This window comes from Streptacidiphilus sp. MAP5-3 (genome assembly GCF_041262505.1).
In the GTDB taxonomy this organism is placed as follows: Bacteria; Actinomycetota; Actinomycetes; order Streptomycetales; family Streptomycetaceae; genus Streptacidiphilus.
Window position 1 is genome coordinate 244,550 of the sequence record NZ_JBGCCL010000002.1, and the last position, 23,112, is coordinate 267,661.

Consider the following 23,112-nt stretch of genomic DNA (forward strand, 5'->3'; position numbering starts at 1 on the left):
TGTCGGCAACCGTGACATCGACGGCGAGTTTCTCCAAGTGAAACTCGCTCCGTAGTGCGCAACAGTCTCGGGCGGCTCCCGACCCCCGTCAAGGAGTCCTGCGCAAGCTCGAGTTGCTCGGAGTGTTGTGGGTGACGCAACTCTGTGCGTAATCTGAAACAGATTTGATGCCCTCCACACGTCCGGGAGGAAGTCGCCCGATGTCTTCGATGTCCCCTCAACTTCCTGAACATCCCGACTGGTTGTGGCGCACTCCCGAGCCGAAGACCTCGTACGACGTCGTCGTGGTCGGCGCGGGCGGCCACGGCCTGGCCACCGCCTACTACCTGGCCCGCAACCACGGCATCACCAATGTCGCCGTGCTGGAACGCGGTTGGCTGGCGGGCGGCAACATGGCGCGGAACACCACGATCATCCGCTCCAACTACCTGTGCGAGGAGAGCGCGGCGATCTACGAGCACGCGCTCAAGCTCTGGGAGGGCCTGCCGGAGGAGCTGGAGTACGACTTCCTCTTCAGTCAGCGCGGCGTGCTCAACCTCGCCCACACCCTCCAGGACGTCCGTGAGGGCACGCGACGGGTCAACGCCAACCGCCTGGGCGGTGTCGACGCCGAGTGGCTCGACCCGGACCAGGTCCGGGAGTTCTGTCCGATCGTCAACACCTCGCCCGACGTGCGGTATCCGGTGCTGGGCGCGACGCTCCAGCCCCGGGCCGGGATCGCCAAGCACGACCACGTCGCCTGGGCCCTGGCCCGCAAGGCCGACGCGTACGGCGTCGACCTGATCCAGAACTGCGAGGTCACCGGCTTTGTCCGCGACGGCGACCGGGTGACGGGTGTCGAGACCACCCGCGGCCGGATCGCCGCCGGACGCGTCGCGCTCGCCGCCGCCGGGCACACCAGCACCCTGACCGACCTGGTCGGGCTGCGGCTGCCGCTGCAGAGCCACCCGCTCCAGGCACTGGTCTCCGAGCTGCTGGAGCCCGTTCACCCGACCGTCGTCATGTCCAACCACGTGCACGTGTACGTCAGTCAGGCGCACAAGGGCGAACTGGTCATGGGCGCGGGCGTCGACCCCTACAACGGCTACGGCCAGCGCGGCTCCTTCCACCAGATCGAGCACCAGATGGCCGCCGCCCTGGAGCTGTTCCCGATCTTCGCCCGCGCGCACGTGCTGCGCACCTGGGGCGGGATCGTCGACGTCACGCCCGACGCCTCGCCGATCATCGGCCTGACGCCGGTCGAGAACCTGTTCCTCAACTGCGGTTGGGGCACGGGCGGTTTCAAGGCCACGCCCGCCTCCGGCTGGGTCTACGCCGACACCATCGCCCACGGCCGCCCGCACCCGCTGGCGGAGCCGTTCGCGCTGGACCGGTTCACCACCGGCGCGCTCATCGACGAGCACGGCGCAGCCGCCGTCGCCCACTGACCCCCTGGATCCTGATCCTGGAGCGGAGGACGCATGCTGCTCATCGCCTGCCCCTGGTGCGGGGAACGCGACGAGACCGAATTCCACTACGGCGGGCAGGCGCACGTCGCGTACCCCGCCGACCCCGAGGCGCTCACCGACGCCGAGTGGGCCGCGTACGTCTTCGTCCGCGACAACCCCAAGGGCCCGTTCGCGGAGCGCTGGTGCCACGCGGCGGGCTGCCGCCGATGGTTCAACGTGATCCGACACACCGTCACCCACGACATCCTGGCGGTGTATCAGGCCGGGCAGCCGAGGCCCGTGGAGTTCGGGCTGAACGGAGGGGCCGCATGACGCACCGACTTCCTGAGGGCGGGCGCATCGACCGCTCCGCGCCGCTGCGGTTCACCTACGACGGAGCGGAGTACGAGGGTTTCCGTGGCGACACCCTCGCCTCCGGCCTGCTGGCGAACGGCGTCCTCGCCGTCGGCCGCAGCCTCTACCGGGACCGGCCGCGCGGGATCGTCTCGGCGGGCGTGGACGAGCCGCATGCGCTGGTACAGGTGGAGGGGTCCTGTTCCGAGCCGATGCTGCTCGCCACCACGGTCGAGCTCTACGACGGTCTGACCGCCCGCAGTCTCCAGGGCCGTGGGCGTCTCGACGAGGCTTCTGACGAGGCGGTCCACGACAAGATGTACCGGCACGCCGACGTGGTGGTCGTCGGCGCGGGCCCGGCCGGACTGGCGGCGGCGCTTGCGGCGGGCCGCTCCGGCGCCCGGGTCGTCCTGGTCGACGACCAGCCCGAGCTGGGCGGCGCGTTGCTGGTCGGCCACGAGGAGATCGACGGGCGGCCGGCGCTGGAGTGGGTCGCCTCCGTGCGTGCCGAACTCGCCGGGCAGCCGGAGACCCTGGTGCTCACCCGGTCCACGGCCATCGGCTACTACGACCACAACTACCTGCTGGTGGCCGAGCGCCGCACCGATCACCTGGGCCCGAGGCCGGTCCCGGGGATATCCCGGCAGCGGCTGTGGCACCTCCGGGCGCGTCAGGTGGTGCTGGCCACCGGCGCCCAGCAGCGTCCCCTGGTCTTCGCGGGCAACGACCGGCCGGGCGTCCTGTCGGCGGCTGCGGTGCGCACCTACGTCAACCGCTACGCGGTGCTGCCGGGCCGCCGCGCGGTGCTGTTCACCACCGATGACCAGGCGTACGCGACGGCGTTGGACCTGGTCGGGGCGGGCGCGCAGGTCGCCGCGCTCGTGGACACCCGCTCGCAGCCGCCCGCCGCCCTGGTCGAGGCGTGCCGCGACGCGGGCATCGAGGTCGTGCCCGGCTCGGCCGTGGTCGCCACGGTGGGCGAGGACCGGATCACGGGGGTGCGGATCAGCGCGCTCACGGACGACGACCAACTGACCGGAGCGGTCCGCGAGGTCGCCTGTGACCTGCTGGCCGTCTCCGGCGGCTGGAGCCCGGCGGTGCACCTGTGGAGCCAGTCCCGGGGCACCGTCCGCTACGACGACGAGCTCGCCGCCTTCGTCCCGGACCGGGCCGCACAGGAGGTCCAGGCCGTCGGCGCCGGGCGCGGCACGTACGACCTGGCGGGCTGCCTGCGCGAGGGCTTCGCCGCAGGCGCGGAGGCGGCCTCGCGCGCCGGTTTCGCGGCCGAAGCGCCCGCTGAGGTCGTGGGCGTGCCGTCCTGCGTCGGGGACGGGACGCCGACGCGTCCGCGTCCCGTCTGGCTGGTGCCCGGCGAGCACGGCGGACCGGGTGACTGGCACGACCACTTCGTCGACTCCCAGCGCGACGCCACGGTCGCCGACGTCGAACGGGCCGTCCGGGCGGGAATGCGCTCGGTGGAGCACATCAAGCGCTACACGACCATCGGCACGGCCCACGACCAGGGCAAATCCTGTGGCGTGGCCGCGATCGGCGTCATCGCCCGCCTGCTGGGCGCGAGTTCGCCGGGAGAGGTGGGTACCACGACCTTCCGTGGCCCCTATATCCCGGTCTCCTTCGCACTGCTCGCCGGGCGCGAGCGCGGTCCGCTCTTCGATCCGGTCCGCACCACGCCGATCCACCCCTGGCACGTCCGGCACGGCGCGGTCTTCGAGAACGTCGGCCAGTGGAAGCGCCCGCGCCACTACCCGAGACCCGGCGAGGCAGGCCACTCCGGAGAAGACATGGACGCCGCCGTGCGGCGCGAGTGCCGAGCCGCTCGCGAGGGCGTCGCGATGATGGACGCCTCCACGCTCGGCAAGATCGACGTGATCGGCCCCGACGCCGGACTGCTGCTGGACCGGCTCTACACCAACGGCTTCGCCAAGTTGCCGGTGGGCTCCGCCCGTTACGGCGTGATGTGCCGCCCGGACGGAATGGTCTTCGACGACGGCGTGACCGTCCGGCTCGCCGCCGACCACTACTACCTGACCACAACCACCGGCAATGCCGCTCCCGTGCTCGACTGGCTGGAGGAGTGGCTCCAGACGGAGTGGCCGGACCTCCGGGTCCGCTGCACCTCGGTGACCGAGCAGTGGGCGACGGTGGCGGTGGTCGGCCCTCGCTCACGCGAGGTCGTCGCCGCGCTCGCCCCCGAGCTGGACGTCTCCAACGACGCCTTCCCCTTTATGACGGTGCGTCATACGACGCTGGCCGACGGTGTCGAGGCGCGGATCTGCCGGATCTCCTTCTCCGGCGAGCTGGCCTACGAGATCAACGTCGCGGGCTGGTACGGGCTCGCGGTGTGGGAGGCCGTCCTCGCCTACGGCGCGCACGCTGGGATCACCCCCTACGGCACCGAGACCATGCACGTGCTGCGCGCCGAGAAGGGCTACCCGATCGTCGGCCAGGACACGGACGGCACGGTCACCCCGCCGGACCTCGGCATGGAGTGGATCGTCGCCCGGCACAAGCACTTCGTCGGCAAGCGCTCCTTCCGCCGCGCGGACACGGCACGCAGCGACCGTCGGCAGCTGGTCGGCCTGCTGGCGGTCGACCGGCAGGAGTTGCTGCCGGAGGGATCGCAACTGGTTGAGGTGGACGCTGATCTGACGGTGGTCCCGGTCGAATCCCTGGGCCACGTCACGTCCAGCTACCGCAGCGCCGCGCTCGGCCGGACGTTCGCCCTGGCACTCGTGCGAGGCGGCCGCGAGCGGATCGGGGAGACGGTCCTCGCCCCGCTCCCCGACGGCCGCACTCTCGCGGCGACGATCACCGATCCCGTCCTCTACGACCCCAAGGGAGCCCGTCGTGACGGCTGACCACGACCTGCGCCGCAGCCCGCTCGCCCACCTCGGCGAGGTCGTCGCGGGCCAGGGCGACCGACAGGTGACGCTGCGTGAGATCCCCTTCCTCGCCCAGTTCGACCTGCGGCTCGACCCGGACGCCCCGGCTGCCGCCCGGGTCGGTCGCGCGCTCGGCACCCCGCTTCCCACCGCGGCCGGTTCGGTTGCCACGGCGGGAGCGGTTCGGGTGCTGTGGTTGGGCCCGGACGAATGGCTCATCGTCGCCCCGGACGGCCGGGCCTACCCGAGCCGGCGGACTCTCTGTGACGCCCTCGGCGACGAGCCGGGCTCGGTGGTCGACGTCTCCGCCAACCGCACCACGCTCGAACTCTCCGGCCCGGCCGCACGGGAGGTGCTGGAGAAGGGCTGCTCGATCGACCTCCACGCGCGCGCGTTCGCGCCCGGGCGCTGTGCGCAGACGACGGTGTCCAAGGTCAACGTCGTGCTGTGGCACCTGGACGCCGGTCCTGACACCGCCGGTGACGTCTACCGCCTGCTCGTCCGCGGCTCCTTCGCCCAGTACCTCGCCGACTGGCTCACCGACGCGATGGAGGAGTACCGGCACCCGTCCCTGACGTCCGCCGTCAGTCCTGTCCCGCAGGGCTGACCAGTCGTAGCCCTGACCAGCCGGGGCTGACCGGCCAGGTGTACGACTGCTCCGGGGCGGCGGGCTGCTCGTCCCGGAGCAAGCTGGGCAGCTCGCCGGATCATGGGCCTGAACAGCAGCTTTGTGCCGCCTGAAGGATTATCCGGCAGTCCCGGTCCCGATGCTGCTACCATGGGTGCGAAGGGTTCGCCCTGAACGCTCCCGCGAGGCTCTCGCGGTTGAGCACACGGCAGACGAAATCCCTGCCACTGAAGATCCCGCCAGAGATCACGTGACATTCGTGCACCGCTTTGGTGCCGCGTCCTGTGTCTCCATGGCCTGTACCCGTCGCGTGTCGATGCCGCGGCGTAGTTCCTCCACACCCACTTTCTCCTTCGCAGCCACCCAAGAACGGGGCTTCCCATGACCACCGCAATCGCAACCACCATGAACACAGAACCAATGACCACAACACCAATGACCACACCACCCGACCAGGCGCTGGACCGGCTCCTCCGTGCCGAGCTGCATCAACTCGCCACCACCCTGGGCATTCCGGGCGCCACCCGGCTGCGCAAGGCCGAGTTGGTCGAGGCGATCGCCGCCAAGCGCGTCGTCGAGCAGCCGCGCTCCGCCCCCGCCCCCGCGCCCATCGCCGTCCCTGCCCCGGCAACGGACCCCGACGCGACGTCGGTCTCCGGTGTGCTGGACATCCGGGACGGCCACGCCTTCCTCCGCACCTCCGGCTACCTTCCCGGCCCCGGCGACCTGTACGTGTCGATGGGTCAGGTCCGTAACCTGGGCCTGCGCACAGGCGACCTGATCACCGGAAACATGCGCACCGACCAGGGCAACCAGGGCAACCAGGGGAACCGGGGCCGCCAGGGGAACTCCGGCGCCGGAAAGAAGGCCGACCGCTCCGACCGCCGAGCGGCGCTGGGACGCGTCGACACCGTCAACGGCCGTGCTCCCGAACTGATCCGCGACCGGCCCGACTTCGCCAAGCTGACACCGCTGTACCCGCAGGAACAGCTGCACCTGGAGACCGACCCCGGCGTCCTCGCCACCCGCGTCATCGACCTGGTCGCCCCGATCGGCAAGGGACAGCGTGGCCTGATCGTCGCCCCGCCGAAGACCGGCAAGACGATGATCCTCCAGTCGATCGCCGCCGCCGTCGCCACGAACCACCCCGAGGCGCACCTGATGGTCGTCCTGGTCGACGAACGCCCGGAGGAGGTCACCGACATGCAGCGTTCGGTGCAGGGCGAGGTCCTCGCCTCGACCTTCGACCGGCCCGCACGCGAACACATCGCCCTCGCCGAACTGGCCATCGAGCGGGCCAAGCGCCTGGTGGAGCTCGGCCACGACGTCGTGGTGATGCTGGACTCGATCACCCGCCTCGCCCGCGCCTACAACACGGCGGCGCCGACCTCGGGCCGCGTCCTGACCGGAGGCCTGGACGCGGGTGCGCTCCACCTGCCGAAGCGGTTCTTCGGCGCGAGCCGCAACATCGAGGACGGCGGCTCGCTGACCATCATCGCCACGGCCCTGGTGGACACCGGGTCACGCATGGACGACCTGATCTTCGAGGAGCTCAAGAGCACCGGCAACATGGAACTCCGCCTCGACCGCCGCCTCGCCGACCGCCGCGTCTTCCCCGCCGTCGACACCCAGGCCTCCGGCACCCGCCGCGAGGAACTCCTCCTCGGCCCCGCCCGCACCACCGCGACCTGGACCCTCCGCCGCGTCCTGGGCGCCCTCGACACCCAGGCGGCGACCGAGCTCCTGCTGGACCGCCTGAAGCAGTCCCCGAACAACGCGGACTTCCTCCGCAAGGTGGCCGTCAGCCGCCCGGCCGAGGCCGCCTGACGGTGGGTGATGTGTAGTCCCTGGACTCGTCACGGCAGCGTGACTGGGACTGAGGGGAGCAGACCTTCCCGGACGCCCAACAGTCCGCGTCCCGTCCCCCCGTCACCCCGACGCGCGCAGACGGAACTCGACTCCATAGGCTCCCTACTCGAGGTTGAGCCGCTTGTTGAGGGCCTCGCCTCATCCCGGCGGCTTCCGCCGCCGGTGGCGGCGATGAACTCCCAAGCCCTGCAAGCATCATGTGGCTGAACGGCCCAACCGGAAAGCTGAGAGCTCTCAGGGGGATGGGCGGCCGGCAGGTCTCGCCGCCCACGGCACACCAGTTCAGGACTATCCTCGCGCGGGTGATCACCCTCCCCAGGCACGCGGACGTTGACGGAATCGGCCTTCCCGGCCCTACGACTGCATCCGAGGTGACGGCGTGAGCCTGCTCAGCGCCTTCATACCGATCTGGATCCTGACTGCGGTCGGGTACGCGGCCCGTCGGCAGGGGCTGCTCAGCGAGAACGCGGCGTCGGTGCTCGGGCGCTTCGTGTTCCACATGGCGATGCCCGCCGCGCTGTTCATGACCTTGTCGGCGACGCCGCTGGCGGGCTACGACTACCGCGCTCTGGTCGCGTTCGGCGTGAGCACGGCCGTGGTGGTCGGGGCCGGCTGGCTCGGCGTCAGTCGGCTCTTCGGGCGGAAGGCGGGGGAGCGGCCGGTCTGGGGGATGGCGGCGGGGTACGTGAACTCGGCGAACCTCGGGATCCCGATCGCCCAGCAGGTGCTGCACTCGGTATCGTTCCTGGCCGAGGTGGTCCTGCTACAGACGCTCGTCGTCACGCCGGTCATCCTGATCGCCCTGGACCGGCACGGTGACACCGCCGGCAAGGTGCGGATGCGGCGGATCGCGAGCCTGCCGGTCCGCAATCCGGTGATCCTCGGGTCCGCGCTCGGGGTGGTCTGGTCGGCCGCGCATCTGCCCGTGCCGCAGGCCGTGTCCGGCTCGCTCGACCTGCTTGCGGGGGCGGCCGTGCCGGTGGCGCTGATCGCGCTCGGCGCGTCTCTCCACAACGACTCAGGCCTGAAGGTCGCGCACACGGAGGCCGCCGTGATCACGGTGCTCAAGCTGGTGGCGCAGCCGCTGGTCGCCTTCGCGTGCGGCCTGCTGCTGCACCTCAGCGGCCCGCAGCTGCTCGCGGTCGTCGTCTGCGCGGGCCTGCCGACGGCGCAGAACACCTTCATCTTCGCCCAGGAGTACGGGATCGGTGAGGCACTCGCCAGCCGCGTGGTCGTCGTGACGACCCTCTTCTCCCTCGGCACCCTCGCCGCAGCGGCGGCCCTGCTCCAACGCTAGGCGCTTCCCGCCACCGGGTCAGCATCCCGCCTCAGCGTCAGCCGCCCGCCGCCCGGTTGGCGGCGCGGCGGATGGCGACATGACGATGACGATTCGTCAGGAAGTGGGTACTGCTGCTTCGTCCTCCGGCGACGGTACGTCGGCTGCCTCAGTCTCGGCCTCAACCTCGACCTCGACCACGGTGGCCGCAGCCGGATGGCGCTGGTCCAGCCAGGCCCCGATCGTGGCGTAGGCCTGCTCGCGCGCGTCCGACTCGGAGAGCAGCACGTCGTGGCGGGCGCCCGGGATCGGGACGACGGTCGTCTCGTTGCCCAGGCAGCCCGCCCACCGGGCGATCTGGGCCACGTCGAGCACGGTGTCGGCGCGGTCGGCCCGCTCGGACCAGGAGCTCGCGAAGTGGGTGCGGTCCGAGCGCAGTACCAACGAGGGCACGCCGATGTCGAGTCCGTGGTGCAGCCGGGCGTGGCCGCGGCGGACGGCGTTCAGCCAGCCCGGCGTGATCGGGAAGCCGTTGAGCGGCTTGAGGTCGAGGTCGAACTCCCACTCGCCGTGCGACGAGACGTGGAGCGAGTCGCCGTAGGTGGTGCTCGGCGGCAGCTTCAGCGGGCTCTTGGGGGTGACCTTGGCGAGGACGCGCAGCAGCTGTGTCAGCGGGCCACGGTGCACCGGCTTGCCCTGGAGGTCGAACCACGGGCTGTTGAGCACCAGTCCCGCCACCGGCGCGACGCGTCCGGCCGCGCGGCGGCGGTCCAGCCACAGCGGCAGCACCAGACCGCCGGTCGAGTGCGCGGCCAGCACGACGGGCAGGTCCGGATGATCGGAGGTGACGATCGCCAGCGACCGCTCCAGCTCCTCGTCATAGAAGGCCAGGTCCGAGACGTAGTGCCCGGTCTGGCCGGGGCGGCGCGCACGGCCGCACTTGCGCAGGTCGAGCGCGTAGAAGGCGAGGCCGCGCGCGGCGGCGAAGTCGGCCAGCTCGGTCTGGAAGAAGTAGTCCGAGAACCCGTGCACGTACAGCACCGCGCCGTGGACGGCCTCGTCCGCCCGCGTCTCGCGACGGACCAGTACCGCGGCGACGGAGCCCTCGCCGTCCGGGTCGACACCCAGGTCGAGGGTGTGCTGGACGTACCCGTCGCCGAGGATGTCCGGCTGCCAGTCGGGCTGGACGCCGGCAGCGGCGCCGACAGCGGTCTCGGCCGCGGCGTCGGCAGCAGCGGCGGCGGGAACGCGCTCGGGTGCGGGCATGGAACTACCTCCGGGGAGTTGGTCGAGGTTCACCTTGGCCGACCGCCGGCCTTCAGGACAAGTGCCAGTACCGACGAGTAGTGGGCCGGGAACAGCCGCGCGAGCACGTCGGGGATGCGCGCACTGATCGCGATCAGCAGCCGTGGCCGACGCCGCTCGACGGCGCTGACGATCTCCTCGGCGGCCTTCTCGGGCGGGTAGGTGAGCAGCTTGTTGAATCCGGCCCGGCCCGCTGCCGCCTCCGAGGCGGGGATGCTCGCGGCGGACCGGGCGGACGAGGCGATCCCGGTGCGGATGCCGCCGGGGTGCACGACCGTCACTCCGACGCTGCCCGCCAGCTCGGCGCGGAGCGCCTCGGTGAAGCCGCGCACGGCGAACTTGCTGGTGGCGTACGCGACCTGGCCCGGCGGGGCGATCAGCCCGAACAGGCTGGAGACGTTGGCCAGGTGCGATCCGGTGTTGGCCCGCAGCACCGGCAGCAGGGCGCGGGTCAGCGTCACCACGGCGCGGTAGTTGACCGACATCAGCCAGTCGAACTCCTCCTCGCTGACCTGCTCGAAGGTCCCGCCGAGCGCCACGCCCGCGTTGTTGACCAGCAGTGTGGTGTCCGGGTGCTCGTCCGCGAGCCGCGCGCCGAGGGCGTGCGTCGCGTCGTCGTCGGACAGGTCGACGACGTAGGTCGCCACCGGTCGACCCGACACCGACCGCACCGCCTTGGCGACGAGTTCGAGGCGTTCGGCGTCTCGGTCCACCAGCGCCAGCGCGCTGCCCCGGCGGGCGAGGGCGTGCGCGAGCTGCTCGCCGATGCCGCTCGCGGCACCGGTCACGACGGCGGTGCCGAGAGTGAAGTCGTAGCGGTCCATCAGGCGGTGACCTCGTTGGTGGTGGACGTGCGGGAGCCGCGAGCCGATTCTCCCGGGCTCACGCTCAGGCGCAGCTCCGGGTCGGTCACCGGGAGGTGGCGCAGCAGCTTCACATCGCCCGCGTAGCTCATCGAGGTCAGCCACGGCGCGCGGTGGCCCTGACGGGGGAGCTGGCCGATGGCCCGCTGGATGTAGCCCGCGCCGAAGTCGAGCAGCGGCCGGGTCGGCAGCTCCGGGTCCGCGACGACCGGCACGGCGGTGTCGAAGCCGAGGCTGTCCATGTGCGCGAGCAGACGGCAGAAGTGCTCGCAGAGCAGGCCGACCTTGAGCGTCCACGACGAGTTGGTGTACCCGATCGCGTACGCGAAGTTCGGCACGCCGGAGAGCATCATCCCCTTGTACGCGAGGGTGTCCGCGATGCTCACGGGGCTTTCGTCGACGGTCAGTCGGATGCCGCCCATCGCCTGCACGTTGAGTCCGGTCGCGGTGACCACGATGTCGGCCGGAAGCTCCCGGCCGGACTCCAGCCGCACGCCCGCCTCGGTGAAGGTCCCGATCTTGTCGGTCACCACCGAGGCGTCGCCGCGGCGGATCGCGTGGAACAGGTCGCCGTTGGGAACAGCGCAGAGCCGCTGATCCCACGGCCCGTACGGCGGGTTGAAGTGCTCGTCGACGGGATAACCCTCCGGGAGCAGCCGGGCGTTGATGCGCCGGATCAGTCCCCGTGCGGCCTGCGGGTACTTCTGGCAGAACTTCCAGACCAGCTGCTGCTGCAGGATGTTCTTGCGCCGGGTCAGCGCGTAGGCGCGCTCGTCGCCCAGCAGTGCGCGCATGCCGATGGCCAGCTTGTCCTGGGAGGGCACCGGCATGATGTACGTCGGCGTGCGTTGCAGCATCGTCACGTGCGCGGCGTTCTGCTCGGCCAGTGCCGGGACAAGGGTGACCGCGGTGGCGCCGCTGCCGATGACCACGACCCGCTGGCCGCTGACGTCGAGGTCCTCCGGCCAGTGCTGGGGGTGGACGATGGTCCCGCCGAACCGGTCGCGTCCCTCGAACTGCGGGGTGTAGCCCTCGTCGTAGCGGTAGTAGCCGGCGGCGGCGAAGATCCAGTTGCAGGTCACCGTGGTGCGTTCGCCGGTGTCGGTGTGCTCGGCGGTGACGGTCCAGCGGGCGTCGGCGGAACTCCACTGCGCGCCGAGCACCTTGGTGCGGTAGCGGATCTTCCGGTCGATGCCGTGCTCGGCGGCGGCCTCGCGCAGATAGGCAAGGATCTTGTGGGCGTCGGCGATCGAGTCCTTGTCCCGCCACGGCTTGAACTCGTAGCCGAAGGTGTGCAGATCGGAGTCGGACCGGATACCGGGGTAGCGGAACAGGTCCCAGGTGCCCCCGGAGGCCTCGCGGGCCTCCAGGATCGTGTAGCTGCGCCCGGGGTGCTCGCGCTGGAGGTAGTAGCCGGCCCCGATGCCGGAGATACCCGCGCCGATGATGACGACGTCGACATGGGTCGGCGTCTCGGCTGTGCTGTTCGTGTCGTTCGAGACCATGGGCAGAGCTCCCGTCGGGGCGGTCGGGGCGGTCGGGGCGGTCGAGCCGGTGGGGGTGGGACCAGCCGTTGGCGATCATCGTCGTACGGGCAAGGATCCGTGGCCATGGGCAGAGTGCACCTGGATTTCTGTTCTGCGCAGCAGAGTGCACCATTGCTGCCGTAGGGTGGGCGCGTGGGAGCCGCAGCATGGGAACCGCCCTCGCCGCAGGTGCGGGAACTGATCCGCCAGGGCGCGGAGCTCGCCGTGCGCGCACCGGCCGCCTGGCTGGACGAACTCGACGAGGCGACGCTGTCCGCCGCGCACCACCGCGACCTCGCCGACGACCCGGCGCTGCGGGCCGCGACCCGCGCGTCCAACCGCTCCAACCTGCTCTTCTGGGCCGCGGCCAACGTACAGGCCCCCGGGGCGCGGGTGAAGGCCAACGTCGACGCCTCCCAGGTGAACATCGCCCGCGACCTGGTCCGACGCGGGCTCAACGAGACCGCACTGGACGCGTACCGCGCCGGTCAGGCGGTCGCGCTGCGGCGGTGGACGGAGATCTGCTTCGCGCTCACCACCGACCACGACGAACTGCGCGAGCTGCTCGACGTCTCCTCCCGCTCGATCGCGGCCTTCGTCGACGACACCATCGCCGGGATCGCCGAACAGATCGCGCGTGAGCGCCAGGAGTTGACCTCCGGCAGCCATGCGGAGCGGCTGGAGACCGTCAGCCTGATCCTCGACGGCGCCCCGATCCCGGTCGGCCGCGCGGAGCAGCGCCTCGGCTACCGGCTCGCGGGGGAGCACACGGCCGCGGTGGTGTGGAGCGAGGGACCGGACGCGGAGCTCGCCGACCTCGACCGGGCGGCGGAGCTGGTCGCGGGCCATGGAGCCGGGCATGTCGCCGGACATCCCGGCGTCGGCGGTGATCCGCGACCGTTGACGGTGCTGGCGGGCGCGGGGACCCGCTGGGTCTGGGTGCACGGCCGCCCCGACCGGGAGCAGTTGCGCTCGCGCGCGGCCGACATCCCAGGCGTGCGGATCGCCGTCGGGTCGACCGGCGACGGCGTCGACGGATTCCGCCGCAGCCACCTCGACGCGCTGACCGTGCAACGCATGCTCGACCGACTCTCCTCGCCCCACCAGGTCGCGAGCCACGACGAGGTCGAACTGGTCGCGCTGCTCACCGCCGACCCCAAGAGCGCCGGACAGTTCGTCCGGCGGGTCCTCGGCGGCCTGGAGACCGCCGAGCCGGAGATCACCGAGGCGGTCCGCGCGTTCGTGGCCGCCCAGTGCAACGCCTCGCACGCCGCGTCCCGGCTCTACGTCCACCGCAACACGCTGCTGCGCCGCCTGGCCCGCGCGGACCAGTTGCTGCCGCGCCCGCTGGCTTCGAGCGTCGTGGACGTGGCCGCCGCGCTGGAGGTCCTGCGCTGGCGGACGGGCGCCTGACCGCCTCGGAAATCCTGACCGCCCCGGAATACAGCCGGGGTTGGTCCGGTTGGTGATCCGGCGAGAACCGGTGAGAACCGGCGAGCAAAACTGCTCCCGGATCCGGGCATGACTGGGCGATTCTCCGTTGTTCAAATTTGAAGCACGGTGTACTGTCATCGAGTCGCTTGGTTCAAATTGGAACGAAGCCCGGAACGAGCGGAGCCCCAACATGAGCGCCCCCAGTTTGAGCGTGGGTCCCGAGGCGTCGGTCCGTACCCGCGTCCGCGTCCCGCTGCGGTTCGGTGACGGGTACAGCGTCGACTCCGAGCTGGTCACCTTCCACGGCCTGGCCGACGGCCAGGAGCACCTCGCCGTGGTCCTGGGCGACCCGGACGCCACGACCACCCCGCTGGTCCGGCTCCATTCCGAGTGCCTCACCGGCGACGTCTTCGGCTCCGCCCGCTGCGACTGCGGCCCCCAGCTGCGCGAGGCGGTCGAACGCATCGCCTCGCGCGGCGGCTACCTCCTCTACCTCCGCCAGGAGGGCCGCGGCATCGGCCTCTACAACAAGCTCGACGCCTACGCGTTGCAGGACCAGGGCTACGACACCTACGAGGCGAACGCGGCCCTCGGGCTGCCGGAGGACGGCCGCGACTACACCGCCGCCGCCCAGATGCTCGCCGCCCTCGGCGTCGGCAGCGTCGACCTGCTCTCCAACAACCCCGACAAGGCCGCCCAGCTGCGCGACCTCGGCGTCGCGATCCGCGACCGCGTTCCCACCGGCGTCCACGCCACCCCGCACAACCTCCGCTACCTCCGCGCCAAGGTGAAGGGCACCGAACAGCTGTTGGCACACGACCTCCTGGCGGGCCGCATCGCCTGAGGAGCGGCCTCTACCTCGCCGCGGCATTCGTCGTCACCTGATCTCCTTCAGCACAGTCTGGTTGCCGGAGTTCTCACAGGCTGGGAAGGCGCCGCCCGGAGCGCCGAGGACGAGCGGGGGGTACGCGTCAGCGTGCTCGGGCCAGCAGACCGCCTGCTTCTTCGGGTCGGCGTCGTGCGGGTACAGTGCTTTGCTCGCCGCGTCGTAGCGCCACTTCTGGTCGGAGCGGCCGTCGCAGGAGGCGACATCCACAGCAGTGGACTGCTGAGCCAAGCATGAATCCGTCTCCGGGTTCTTGATCGTGCCGTCCTCGGACAGTGCCCAGGTGGACATGGTGCCGTGGCTGTTCGGGCAGGTGCCGCCGCGGACCACCAGCTCGGGAGAGCCCTTCGTGCGGTCCTCGGCGGCGCAGTGATTCCGGACGGGGCTGACGATCTGGTAGAAGCCCTTGGGCAGCAGGGCCGGAGAAGTACGGAGATTCATCGTCATCGGCTTGGTCTCGTCCCACCCGCCGTTCCGGCTGACGCTGAGGACGAGGCTCCCGCCGGTCAGCGCGGTGGCGTACGGCCGTATCTCGAAGGCCGGTCGGCGTGGCCGGGGCGCGCGGGTTCGGGCCTGAGCGCCTCGGCCACGCGCGGGGTCATCCGAGGTTGACCCATTCGCCGAGGGGGCGGTCGTCCCGCACCCGGGTGTCGGTGTGGCGTTCGCCGTCCGCGATGGAGACCGTGCGGACTCCTTGGCGGTGGAAGACCCAGAACTGGCTCTTCCCGGCGGCGCGTTGCATCGTCGGGACGGGGAGGAAGGCGTCGACCCGGTCGACACCGCGCAGGGACTCCCACAGGGTCAGTTCACGGTCGCTGCGGACGAGTTCATCGGCGCGCCGGGGGCCGTCGGTGATGGTGATCATCCGATACACCTGTCGCTCCCGGCCGTCCGTCCCGGTGACGGTGTGGAAGACCCAGTACCCGCTCTTGCCGCCGACGCGTTGCTGGTCCGGTACCGGCAGGACCGCGTCGACGTGGGCGACGCCGCTGAAGGAACGCCACGGGGTGAGTTCGCGGTCGGCCACCTCGACCTTGCTGGTGTACCGGGGCCCGTCCGCGATCGAGATCATGCGGAACACCTGCTTGCCGTTCCTGGTGTGGAAGAGCCAGTACGAGCTCCTGCCGTCGATGCGTTGGAGGTCCGCCACGGGGAGGAGGGCGTCCAGCCGGGCGACGTTCTCCAGTGCGGGCCAGCCGGTGAGGTCGCTGGTGGGGCGCAGCACCATGTCGGTGGTCTCCCGGCTGTCCGGGACGGCGATGGTGCGGACCTTGTCCTGCTGGAACATCCAGAACTGGCTGACGCCGCCGAAGCGCTGTTGGTCCGCGACCGGGAGGAACGCGTCGACGCGGGCCGAGGTCGGGGTGTGTCCGTCGAGTCGACCCTGGGCGAGCGCCTTGAGCGTGCTGATCGAGGGGGCGAAGGCGTACACGGCGCCCTCGGTGCGGACGAACCGCCGCATGCTCAGCGGGGTGGTCCGTGGTCCCTCCGCATTGGTGCTCTCGTACTGCAGGACGCCCTCGTTGATCTTCGGCAGCCGCCCGCTGATCATCCCGTCGGGGCCGGGCTTGCGGTCGCCGCGGCCGGGCGGGAAGTTCGGGGTGTTGATCCAGTCCTTCTGGATGAACTCGAACTGCTCGACCAGATCGGACTGGTAGCTGACGAAGAGCAGGCCGCGTGAGGCGTCCGGGCCGCCCGCGCTGCCCGTGGTGGGGTCGAACGGCTGACCGTAAGGGGCGCCGCGCCGCATGATCCGGCGTGCGTCCATGAACACCTCGGCGACCGGCCCTTCGTCGACCAGGCCGTCGCGGGGCGCGGTCTGGCGAAGGTGGGAGAAGAGCGGGGTCTTCAGGCCGTCGGGGTCGTCGAGGAAGCTGATGTCGTTGTCGCGCATAGCAGCCGCGTCGTTGACCGGGTCGTGGGTGGGGCACTTGTGGACCGGCGCGCCGGAGCGCCAGCGGCCCACCATCCGGGCGGCCAGCCACTCGACGGTCGCGCCTTCGGGCACGGCGTCCTTGACCTTCTTGAGCTCCTCCAACTGCTCGCCCACCTGGGCCCACCAGCCGGGCACGTCCTGGCCGAGGCGGCGGATCACCTGGAAGGACCCGTCGGTCATCCACGGCGGCATGTCCTTGGTCGGGTATTCGCGGCGGTCGCCCTCGACCTCGACCCGGGGCCGGCCGACGAGGAACTCGCCCGGCGGGATCAGTCGGGTCCCGGGGTGCCCCTTCACATAGCCCTTGCGCTGCGGGTCCTCCTCGTCGAAGCCGAGTACGCCGGGTTCGCTGATGCCGTCCTTGAAGCCGAAGTGCTCCTTGCCCCGGCGATCTCCGGTGAGGGTCGCGGCGTTCTGCTGGAACACGATCACGGCGGCGGCCCTCGTCGCGACCTCGCGCTGCTCGTCGATCGCGATCTGCAGGTCCTCGGGGGAGTCCGAGGCGATGGTGAGCACCGCGTGGACGGTGCGGCCGCCGTCGTGGCCGAAGAGCCAGCACTCGCTGGCGCTGTCCCGGACGTCGCCGAGGTCCATGGCGCGGGCGGACGCGCCCAGGACGAAGGCCCTCAGCGTCGAGTCCTTCGGAGTGTCGGGGACCGGGACGGGCTGCCCGGAGACGAACTGGATGCCCGCGTGGGTGAAGCTGACGCCCAGCCAGGTGGCCTTGAGCGCCTCGGGGTCGTCGCCGCCGGACGTCTTGCGGGCATCGCTGAACTTCTTGTTGAACCTGGCGACCTGCTTGGTCGTGGCGATCCTGGGGGCGAGTGCAGCGAGCCAGGCCTGCGCCCGTGCCCGGTCCTCGAACTGGAGGAAGAGCAGGGAGACGTAGTCCTTCTTGAACCCGGCGATGATGTCGCCCTGGATGTCGGCGCTGTCCCGAAGGGGGAGCGGGGTGGTGCCGGTCGTGGTGGTGGTCATGGTCTGCTCCGCTGGGGGTGTGGGGTGCCCCCGGGCGGGTGCCTTCAGACAGCCGCCCGGGGCGGAGTGAAACGTGTGGGCTCAGGGCTTGAGCTGGATCCACTTGGCGATGCTGGGAACGCCCTTGGAGTCGAGGAGGAACAGCATGTAGTAGCCGGGAGGCGCGGCGTCCGCGGACGGGGGCGTCTTCAGCAGCAACTGGCCGTTGGCCTTGTCGACGATGGGCAGTTCGACGTAGCGCTGGCTGGTGTCCACCGAGTGCGTGGAGGTGATCGGTGCGAGGAGGACGGCCTTACTGATGTCCGTCGAGGTGGTGTCGACGGGGAAGAGCCGGTTGTAGCCCTGCGCGCGGGTGGGCACTTCGGTCAGGGTCGGGCGCGGGCCCTGGAAGAGGTACGGCGGTTCGTAGATCTCGATGGAGCCGTTGACGGCCGGGTTCTTGATGTCCGGGTTGCTGGCCAGCTCCTGCAGCTCGTCGCCGGTCACCATGATCCGACCGTCCGGGAGGATGACCGCGTTGGAGTGATACCCGCGCGGCAGCCGCTGCGCCGGGCCGAGGGTCCAGGTGCCGTTGGCGTCGCGCGCCTCGGTCTGGCGGTACTTCAGGTCCGCGTTCGGGTTGAGGTCGCCGAAGCCGTAGTTGCGGATGCCGTAGGCGCCGTTGACGGTGAACAGGTTGCCGCCCGGCAGGATGAGGGTGTCGTCCTGGGTCCGCCCGAAGGCGCGCGGCGTGCTCTTGGTCCAGCGGCCGCCGGAGAACAGGTAGGTGTTCGGGTCGTCCTTGTCGCCGCCGAGGACCAGCACGGAGTTGGGGCCCGCGGTGCCGTTGGGCAGGGCGACCGCCGATCCGTAGAGGCGCAGCCCGCCGTCGGGGCGGTTGGGCAGCGGGAGGCGGGTCTGCCTGACGGGGTCGAAGACGAACTGCTGGTCGGCGTCGCGGCCGAAGCCGTAGATCCGGCCGTCGTTCAGCGAGAACAGGTGCGGGTAGTCCATCCGGTAGGGGGCGTCGGCGGTGCGCCACTGGTCCACCGGGTTGTTCTCGGTGAAGTCCTGCCCGTACGGGACGTCGGTCCCCGCGGCAGGGAAGCGTTCGATGATCGGGGTGGGGGTGCCCCAACCCAGCTCGGTCTGGCCGGACATGATGGTCTGCCGGCCGTCCGCGCCGGTGACCACGCTCGGGTACCAGCGGCCGACACTCATGTCCTGCTGCTTGAGCCACTTCTCGTGCCAGGAGTCGAAGACCAGCGCGAACCGGGCGCCGGCCCCGTTGTTGCCGCCGAAGTTGCCGCCGAAGACGGCGACCATGCCGTTGGGCAGGTAGGCGTGGCCCGCACAGAAGATGGGCGCGGGGCGCGGCTGGTTCAGGCCGTCGTCGAGGTTCACGGTCGGCGGCGGGACGTCCTTGAACGCGTTCAGCCCGGTGCCCAGGCTCGGATCCCAGACGTAGGCGCGGCCGGCGTTCTCCTTGCCGATCGTCTGCGTGGGCGCGGGCTCCTGCTGCGGGTTGGAGGTGATCCGCTCGAACGAGAAGAGCAGCACCTTGCCCGTGGGCAGCAGGGCCACGTGGTCGCCGAAGTCGGGGGAGGGGAAGTAGTCGGTGAACCGACCGTACTTGGCGACGTCGGTGAACTTGCTGTTGTTGAGCGCGGCCTGGGAGTCGGCCAGGGTCTTCAGCCGCAGGGCGCGGATCGGGTCCGGGTAGTCGCCCACGCCGCGCGCGCTCCGCGCTCCGTGCGAGCCCGGTTGGTCGGCCGCGTAGCCGCGGGAGGTGGGCAGGGACGTGGACAGTGCGGCCGTCGTGGCCAGTGCGAGAGCGGTACAGGCCACCAGCGCCGCGGACAATCTTCGGGACATGTCAGGGACACTCCTTGCTCGTAGCTGACAGTAGTCAGACAAGCAGGGAGGGTGACTGTTCGTGTGCAGACACGCGCGGCGAACCCGCGATTTTGGATGTGGGCATGCTCAAATGTCGCTGAGTCCGTGATCGCCCTCGGAAAGGAATCCGCCGTGATCAGCACCCCCGGCCGTGCCGTTGCCGCCGCAGCGGGAGCAGCCTTGCTCGTTCTCGTCCTCACCACCAGCGCGGGCGCGACCAGCCCGCGCCGAGACTTCCAGCCGCACGCGATCACTGGAGCCGTCATCAAGAACGGCGCGAACGGGGCCGAGCAGACCCTGATGTGCCCGCCGGACGAGAACGTGCTCGGCGGCGGCTTCACGGTGTCCGCCCAGCCCGGACGCCACCTGGACGCGACCCCGACCGACGTGCTGGCCAGTCGCCCCACCACCGACGCCACCGGCTGGATCGTCGCCGTCCACAAGTCCACGCTGCCGACCCAGGGCAGTGCGGCGGAACCCGCCGACCTCACCCTGCAGGTCGTCTGCACCGAGGGCGAGACGACCCCCGGCGGCTGAGTTTGTTGACGGTGACCGTGCCGTTGTAGCCGGTGCCGGAGTTGATGTCGGCCAGCGGCAGGACCGTGCCTGAGCCTCAGCCGCCCAGGGCGGGGATTCGGATCACTCGGCCGGTAGCTGGTCGGTCGGGGGCGTGTGGGAGGCCGGCTGGGCGTGGCGGCGGGCGGGTTCGCGTCCTGGCGGCTGCACGTGGCGTTCGACCGGCTCGTGCCGACGGGTCTTTCTGGTCACGGGGTGGCCGGGTTCCACCTGGAGACGCTCGGTGTCGTGCACGACCGGGATCGGGCCGCCCTTGCGGACCTCGTAGGTGGTGGTTTCATGGGTGATCTCCACCTTCAGCAGACTCTGGCGGACCGTCAGAGCGAATGCGAGCCGCCGCACTCCGCTGGGCAGGCGGGGGCGGAAGGTGAGGGTGCCGTTCTGGTCGCGCAGGCCGCCGAAGCCGGCGACCAGGGCGATGCAGGCCCCGGCGAGCGAGGCCATGTGGAGACCCTCGTGGCTGTTGCCGCCCAGGTTGTCGAGGTCCATCAGGGCGGCTTCGGCGGTGTAGTCGTAGGCGAGGTCGAGCTGGCCGACCTCGGCGGCGATGACCGCCTGGGTGCACGCCGACAGCGACGAGTCGCGGACGGTGATGCGCTCGTAGTAGGCGAAGTTGCGCGCCTTCTGCTCGTCGGTGAACGCGTCGCCGCGGACCTGCATGGCCAGCACCAGGTCGGCCTGCTTGACGACCTGCTTGCGGTAGAGATCGAAGTACGGGTAGTGCAGCAGCAGGGGGTAGTTCTCCGCCGGAGTACTGTCGAAGTCCCAGAACTGGTGGTCGGTGAACCCGTCGGCCTGCGGGTGGACTCCGAGCCTTTCGTCGTAGGGGATGTACATCGCGGTGGCGGCGTCACGCCAGGCCGCCGCCTCCTCGGGATCGACGCCGAGAGCCGCGGCCTCCTGCATGTACGTGGTCGCCGTCGCGGCCGCGTGCCGCAGGTTGGCCTGCGCGGTGAGGTTGGTGTAGACGTTGTTGTCCGCGATCGCGCTGTACTCGTCCGGCCCGGTGACGCCTTCGATGCGGAACCGCCCGGCGAGGTCGTGATGGCCGAGCGAGCGCCACATCCGCGCGGTGTCGACCAACAACTCGAGCCCGATGGTGCGTTCGAACTCGTGGTCGCCGGTGGCGCGTACGTAGCGGACGACGGCGGCGGCGATCCCGGCGCCGATGTGGAACGCGGCGGTGCCGGCGGGCCAGTAGCTGGAGCACTCCTCGCCGTGGATGGTGCGCCAGGGGAACACGGCTCCGGCGAGGCCCAGTTGGGCGGCGCGCTCGCGGGCGAGCGGGAGCGTGCTGTGCCGCCAGCGCAGGACCTGGTTGACGGCGCCCGGCAGGGCGTAGGTGAGCACCGGCAGCACGAACGCCTCGGTGTCCCAGAAGCTGTGGCCGTCGTAGCCCGTGCCGGTGAGGCCCTTGGCGGGGATGGGGCGGTCCTCGCTGCGCGCACTCGCCTGCAGAACGTGGAACAGCGCGAAGCGCACGGCCTGCTGCAGTTCCACGTCGCCGTCGAGCCGGACGTCGCTGTGCTCCCAGAACTCGTCCAGGTACTCCCGCTGTTCGCGCACCAGGCCGTCCCAACCGGTGAACCTGGCGGCCGTGAGGGCCGCGAGGACCTGGTCACGGACGGCAGGCAGCGACCGCACCGCGGACCAGCCGTAGGCGACGAACTTCACCAGCCGCAGGCGCTCGCCCGGCTGCAGCACGGTGGTGACGCTGATGCGCGCGTTGTTCTCACTGCTCTCGGCGCTGACGTCGAAGGCCCCGGGGGCCTCGATGACGTGGTCCATCCCGGCCGCCACCCGCAGCCCGCTACGGGCGGTGCGGTGCACCAGTGCGGCCTCCGTGCCCACCGCGATGTTGGCCTCCGCGACCAGGGGCGCCTCCGGCATCGCGGCCACACGGGGGTCGGCCTCCGCGGTGGGCAACTGTTCGTTGGCGACCAGCGTGGACTGCAGCACGATCCGGGCCGGACCGTCGACGGCCTCCACGGTGTACTCGATCGCGGCGATCGCCCGCTGGGTGAGCGAGACCAGGCGGGTGGAGGTGACCTTGACGGTCCGTCCGGCGGGCGACGTCCACTGCGCCTCGCGACGAAGCAGTCCGTCACGGAAGTCCAAGCGGCGCTGGTGACTTCGCAGTTGCCCGTACCGAACGTCGAACGGCTCGTCGTCGACCAGCATCCGGATGATCTTGCCGTTGGTGACGTTGATGACGGTCTGCCCGGACTCGGGGTACCCGTAGCCGATCTCCGCATACGGCAGGGGATGCAGCTCGTACACGCCGTTGAGATACGTGCCGGGCATCCCGTGTGGCTCGCCTTCGTCCAGATTGCCCCGCAGGCCGATATGGCCGTTGGACAACGCGAACACGGACTCCGCCGTGGCCTGGCCGGTCAGGTCGAGGGTGTGCTCGACGACGGCCCACGGGTCGACGGAGAAAGCCTCGGACCTCACTGCGTGTCCCCTTCGAGCCGTCCGGGCAGATCGAGCAGTTCGGACAGGTCCCGCACGACGACGTCGGCGCCGTGTGCGCGCAGTTCGTCCGCCTGACCGACCCGGTCCACCCCGACGACGGCACCGAAGCCCCCGGCGCGCCCGGAGGCGACACCGGCCAGCGCGTCCTCGAAGACCGCCGCGTGTTCGGCCGGGACGCCGATCATCCGGGCGGCGGCCAGGTAGGTGTCGGGCGCGGGCTTCCCGGCCAGGTGCTGCTCCGCGGTGACGACGCCGTCCACGACGACCTCGAACAGGTCGGCGAGGCCGGCCGCGTGCAGCACGTCCCGCGCGTTGGCGCTGGAGGAGACCACCGCCCGTGGCAGCCCGAGCTGCTGCAGGCGACGCAGGTAGGCGACCGAGCCGGGGTAGGCGTCGACGCCGCGCTCCTTGATCATGCGCAGCACGATCTCGTTCTTGGCGGTGCTCAGACCGTGGATCGTCCGTGCCCCGGGCGGGTCCTGGGGGCTGCCCTCGGGGAGCTGGATGCCGCGGGACCGCAGGAAGGCGCGGGTTCCGTCCAACCGCGGGCGGCCGTCCACGTATCGGTCGTACTCCCCGACCGGATCGAACGGCACGAACTCCGTGCCGGTCCGAGCCGCATCCGCCCGCAGGAAGCCGTCGAACATGTCCTTCCAGGCAGCCGCATGTACCTCGGCGGTCCGCGTCAGTACGCCGTCCAGATCGAACAAGAAGCCGCGGATGTGGTCCGGGAGTCCCAGCATGGCTCCCAGTCTCACCCGCGCGTATGCGGCTACGCGGCCATTTCTCCCCGGCGGGCGC

Annotated in this window: 17 protein-coding genes; 9 read left to right on the top strand and 8 right to left on the bottom strand. The window is 70.9% G+C overall.

Going from position 1 to position 23,112, the window contains the following annotated elements; translation table 11 throughout:
- Positions 1-209: 209 nt before the first annotated feature.
- From ABH928_RS04800 to ABH928_RS04825, 6 genes are all read left to right on the top strand, one after another.
- On the top strand, positions 210-1,427 hold the full coding sequence (locus ABH928_RS04800; protein WP_370062975.1) for a sarcosine oxidase subunit beta family protein: 1,218 nt from the start codon (positions 210-212) through the stop codon (positions 1,425-1,427).
- Between the two features lie 33 nt (positions 1,428-1,460).
- Positions 1,461-1,760 (top strand): sarcosine oxidase subunit delta, encoded by a 300-nt coding sequence (locus tag ABH928_RS04805; protein ID WP_370062331.1) that lies wholly within the window; start codon positions 1,461-1,463, stop codon positions 1,758-1,760.
- Entirely contained in the window at positions 1,757-4,660 is a 2,904-nt protein-coding gene (locus tag ABH928_RS04810) for a 2Fe-2S iron-sulfur cluster-binding protein (protein ID WP_370062333.1), read from the top strand. Before ABH928_RS04805 ends, ABH928_RS04810 begins: the two co-directional genes overlap by 4 nt.
- The gene (locus ABH928_RS04815; protein WP_370062335.1) at positions 4,650-5,291 is read left to right on the top strand and encodes a sarcosine oxidase subunit gamma; all 642 of its coding nucleotides are present in this window, start codon (positions 4,650-4,652) and stop codon (positions 5,289-5,291) included. The genes ABH928_RS04810 and ABH928_RS04815 overlap by 11 nt, the downstream gene beginning before the upstream one ends.
- Before the next feature lie 456 nt (positions 5,292-5,747).
- Positions 5,748-7,139 (top strand): transcription termination factor Rho, encoded by a 1,392-nt coding sequence (gene rho, locus ABH928_RS04820; RefSeq protein ID WP_370062337.1) that lies wholly within the window; start codon positions 5,748-5,750, stop codon positions 7,137-7,139.
- A 421-nt stretch (positions 7,140-7,560) separates the two neighbouring features.
- Entirely contained in the window at positions 7,561-8,478 is a 918-nt protein-coding gene (locus ABH928_RS04825; RefSeq protein WP_370062339.1) for an AEC family transporter, read from the top strand.
- 96 nt (positions 8,479-8,574) lie between these two features.
- On the opposite strand, the gene ABH928_RS04830 is transcribed toward ABH928_RS04825, so the two are convergent.
- The 3 genes from ABH928_RS04830 to ABH928_RS04840 are packed head-to-tail and all read right to left on the bottom strand — an operon-like array spanning position 8,575 to position 12,130.
- Positions 8,575-9,723: an alpha/beta hydrolase gene (locus ABH928_RS04830; protein ID WP_370062341.1), complete on the bottom strand. Its 1,149-nt coding sequence runs from the start codon at positions 9,721-9,723 to the stop codon at positions 8,575-8,577.
- Positions 9,724-9,752: 29 nt separating this feature from the next.
- Positions 9,753-10,586: an SDR family NAD(P)-dependent oxidoreductase gene (locus tag ABH928_RS04835; RefSeq protein ID WP_370062343.1), complete on the bottom strand. Its 834-nt coding sequence runs from the start codon at positions 10,584-10,586 to the stop codon at positions 9,753-9,755.
- Entirely contained in the window at positions 10,586-12,130 is a 1,545-nt protein-coding gene (locus ABH928_RS04840) for a flavin-containing monooxygenase (RefSeq protein WP_370062345.1), read from the bottom strand. Before ABH928_RS04840 ends, ABH928_RS04835 begins: the two co-directional genes overlap by 1 nt.
- 174 nt (positions 12,131-12,304) lie before the next feature.
- On the opposite strand from ABH928_RS04840, the gene ABH928_RS04845 reads away from it, so the two are divergent.
- Together ABH928_RS04845 and ribA are read left to right on the top strand one after the other, a co-directional pair.
- A complete protein-coding gene (locus ABH928_RS04845) occupies positions 12,305-13,564 on the top strand; it encodes a PucR family transcriptional regulator (protein WP_370062347.1) in 1,260 nt (419 codons plus the stop codon).
- Between the two features lie 211 nt (positions 13,565-13,775).
- A complete protein-coding gene (gene ribA, locus ABH928_RS04850) occupies positions 13,776-14,429 on the top strand; it encodes a GTP cyclohydrolase II (RefSeq protein WP_370062349.1) in 654 nt (217 codons plus the stop codon).
- Between the two features lie 33 nt (positions 14,430-14,462).
- Here the strand turns inward: ribA and ABH928_RS04855 are convergent, their stop codons facing one another.
- The 3 genes from ABH928_RS04855 to ABH928_RS04865 form a co-directional block, all read right to left on the bottom strand.
- On the bottom strand, positions 14,463-14,918 hold the full coding sequence (locus tag ABH928_RS04855; RefSeq protein WP_370062351.1) for a ricin-type beta-trefoil lectin domain protein: 456 nt from the start codon (positions 14,916-14,918) through the stop codon (positions 14,463-14,465).
- 151 nt (positions 14,919-15,069) lie between these two features.
- Positions 15,070-17,385 (bottom strand): Dyp-type peroxidase, encoded by a 2,316-nt coding sequence (locus tag ABH928_RS04860; RefSeq protein ID WP_370062353.1) that lies wholly within the window; start codon positions 17,383-17,385, stop codon positions 15,070-15,072.
- A gap of 81 nt (positions 17,386-17,466) precedes the next feature.
- On the bottom strand, positions 17,467-19,239 hold the full coding sequence (locus ABH928_RS04865; RefSeq protein WP_370062355.1) for a galactose oxidase-like domain-containing protein: 1,773 nt from the start codon (positions 19,237-19,239) through the stop codon (positions 17,467-17,469).
- 153 nt (positions 19,240-19,392) lie between these two features.
- Between ABH928_RS04865 and ABH928_RS04870 the strand changes: the two genes are divergently transcribed.
- Positions 19,393-19,797, top strand: a complete 405-nt coding sequence (locus tag ABH928_RS04870; RefSeq protein WP_370062357.1) for a hypothetical protein — start codon at positions 19,393-19,395, stop codon at positions 19,795-19,797.
- A gap of 102 nt (positions 19,798-19,899) precedes the next feature.
- On the opposite strand, the gene ABH928_RS04875 is transcribed toward ABH928_RS04870, so the two are convergent.
- Positions 19,900-22,290: a glycoside hydrolase family 65 protein gene (locus ABH928_RS04875; protein WP_370062359.1), complete on the bottom strand. Its 2,391-nt coding sequence runs from the start codon at positions 22,288-22,290 to the stop codon at positions 19,900-19,902.
- Entirely contained in the window at positions 22,287-23,054 is a 768-nt protein-coding gene (locus ABH928_RS04880; RefSeq protein WP_370062361.1) for an HAD family hydrolase, read from the bottom strand. Before ABH928_RS04880 ends, ABH928_RS04875 begins: the two co-directional genes overlap by 4 nt.
- Positions 23,055-23,112 lie beyond the last annotated feature (58 nt).

What these genes read in the sequence shown, in the direction of transcription:
- ABH928_RS04800 (WP_370062975.1), top strand. Translation starts at nt 210, where the DNA reads ATGTCCCCTCAACTTCCTGAACATCCCGACTGGTTGTGGCGCACTCCC.
- ABH928_RS04805 (WP_370062331.1), top strand. Translation starts at nt 1,461, where the DNA reads ATGCTGCTCATCGCCTGCCCCTGGTGCGGGGAACGCGACGAGACCGAA.
- ABH928_RS04810 (WP_370062333.1), top strand. Translation starts at nt 1,757, where the DNA reads ATGACGCACCGACTTCCTGAGGGCGGGCGCATCGACCGCTCCGCGCCG.
- rho (WP_370062337.1), top strand. Translation starts at nt 5,748, where the DNA reads ATGACCACACCACCCGACCAGGCGCTGGACCGGCTCCTCCGTGCCGAG.
- ABH928_RS04830 (WP_370062341.1), bottom strand. Translation starts at nt 9,723, where the DNA reads ATGCCCGCACCCGAGCGCGTTCCCGCCGCCGCTGCTGCCGACGCCGCG.
- ABH928_RS04835 (WP_370062343.1), bottom strand. Translation starts at nt 10,586, where the DNA reads ATGGACCGCTACGACTTCACTCTCGGCACCGCCGTCGTGACCGGTGCC.
- ABH928_RS04840 (WP_370062345.1), bottom strand. Translation starts at nt 12,130, where the DNA reads ATGGTCTCGAACGACACGAACAGCACAGCCGAGACGCCGACCCATGTC.
- ribA (WP_370062349.1), top strand. Translation starts at nt 13,776, where the DNA reads ATGAGCGCCCCCAGTTTGAGCGTGGGTCCCGAGGCGTCGGTCCGTACC.
- ABH928_RS04855 (WP_370062351.1), bottom strand. Translation starts at nt 14,918, where the DNA reads ATGACGATGAATCTCCGTACTTCTCCGGCCCTGCTGCCCAAGGGCTTC.
- ABH928_RS04860 (WP_370062353.1), bottom strand. Translation starts at nt 17,385, where the DNA reads ATGACCACCACCACGACCGGCACCACCCCGCTCCCCCTTCGGGACAGC.
- ABH928_RS04865 (WP_370062355.1), bottom strand. Translation starts at nt 19,239, where the DNA reads ATGTCCCGAAGATTGTCCGCGGCGCTGGTGGCCTGTACCGCTCTCGCA.
- ABH928_RS04880 (WP_370062361.1), bottom strand. Translation starts at nt 23,054, where the DNA reads ATGCTGGGACTCCCGGACCACATCCGCGGCTTCTTGTTCGATCTGGAC.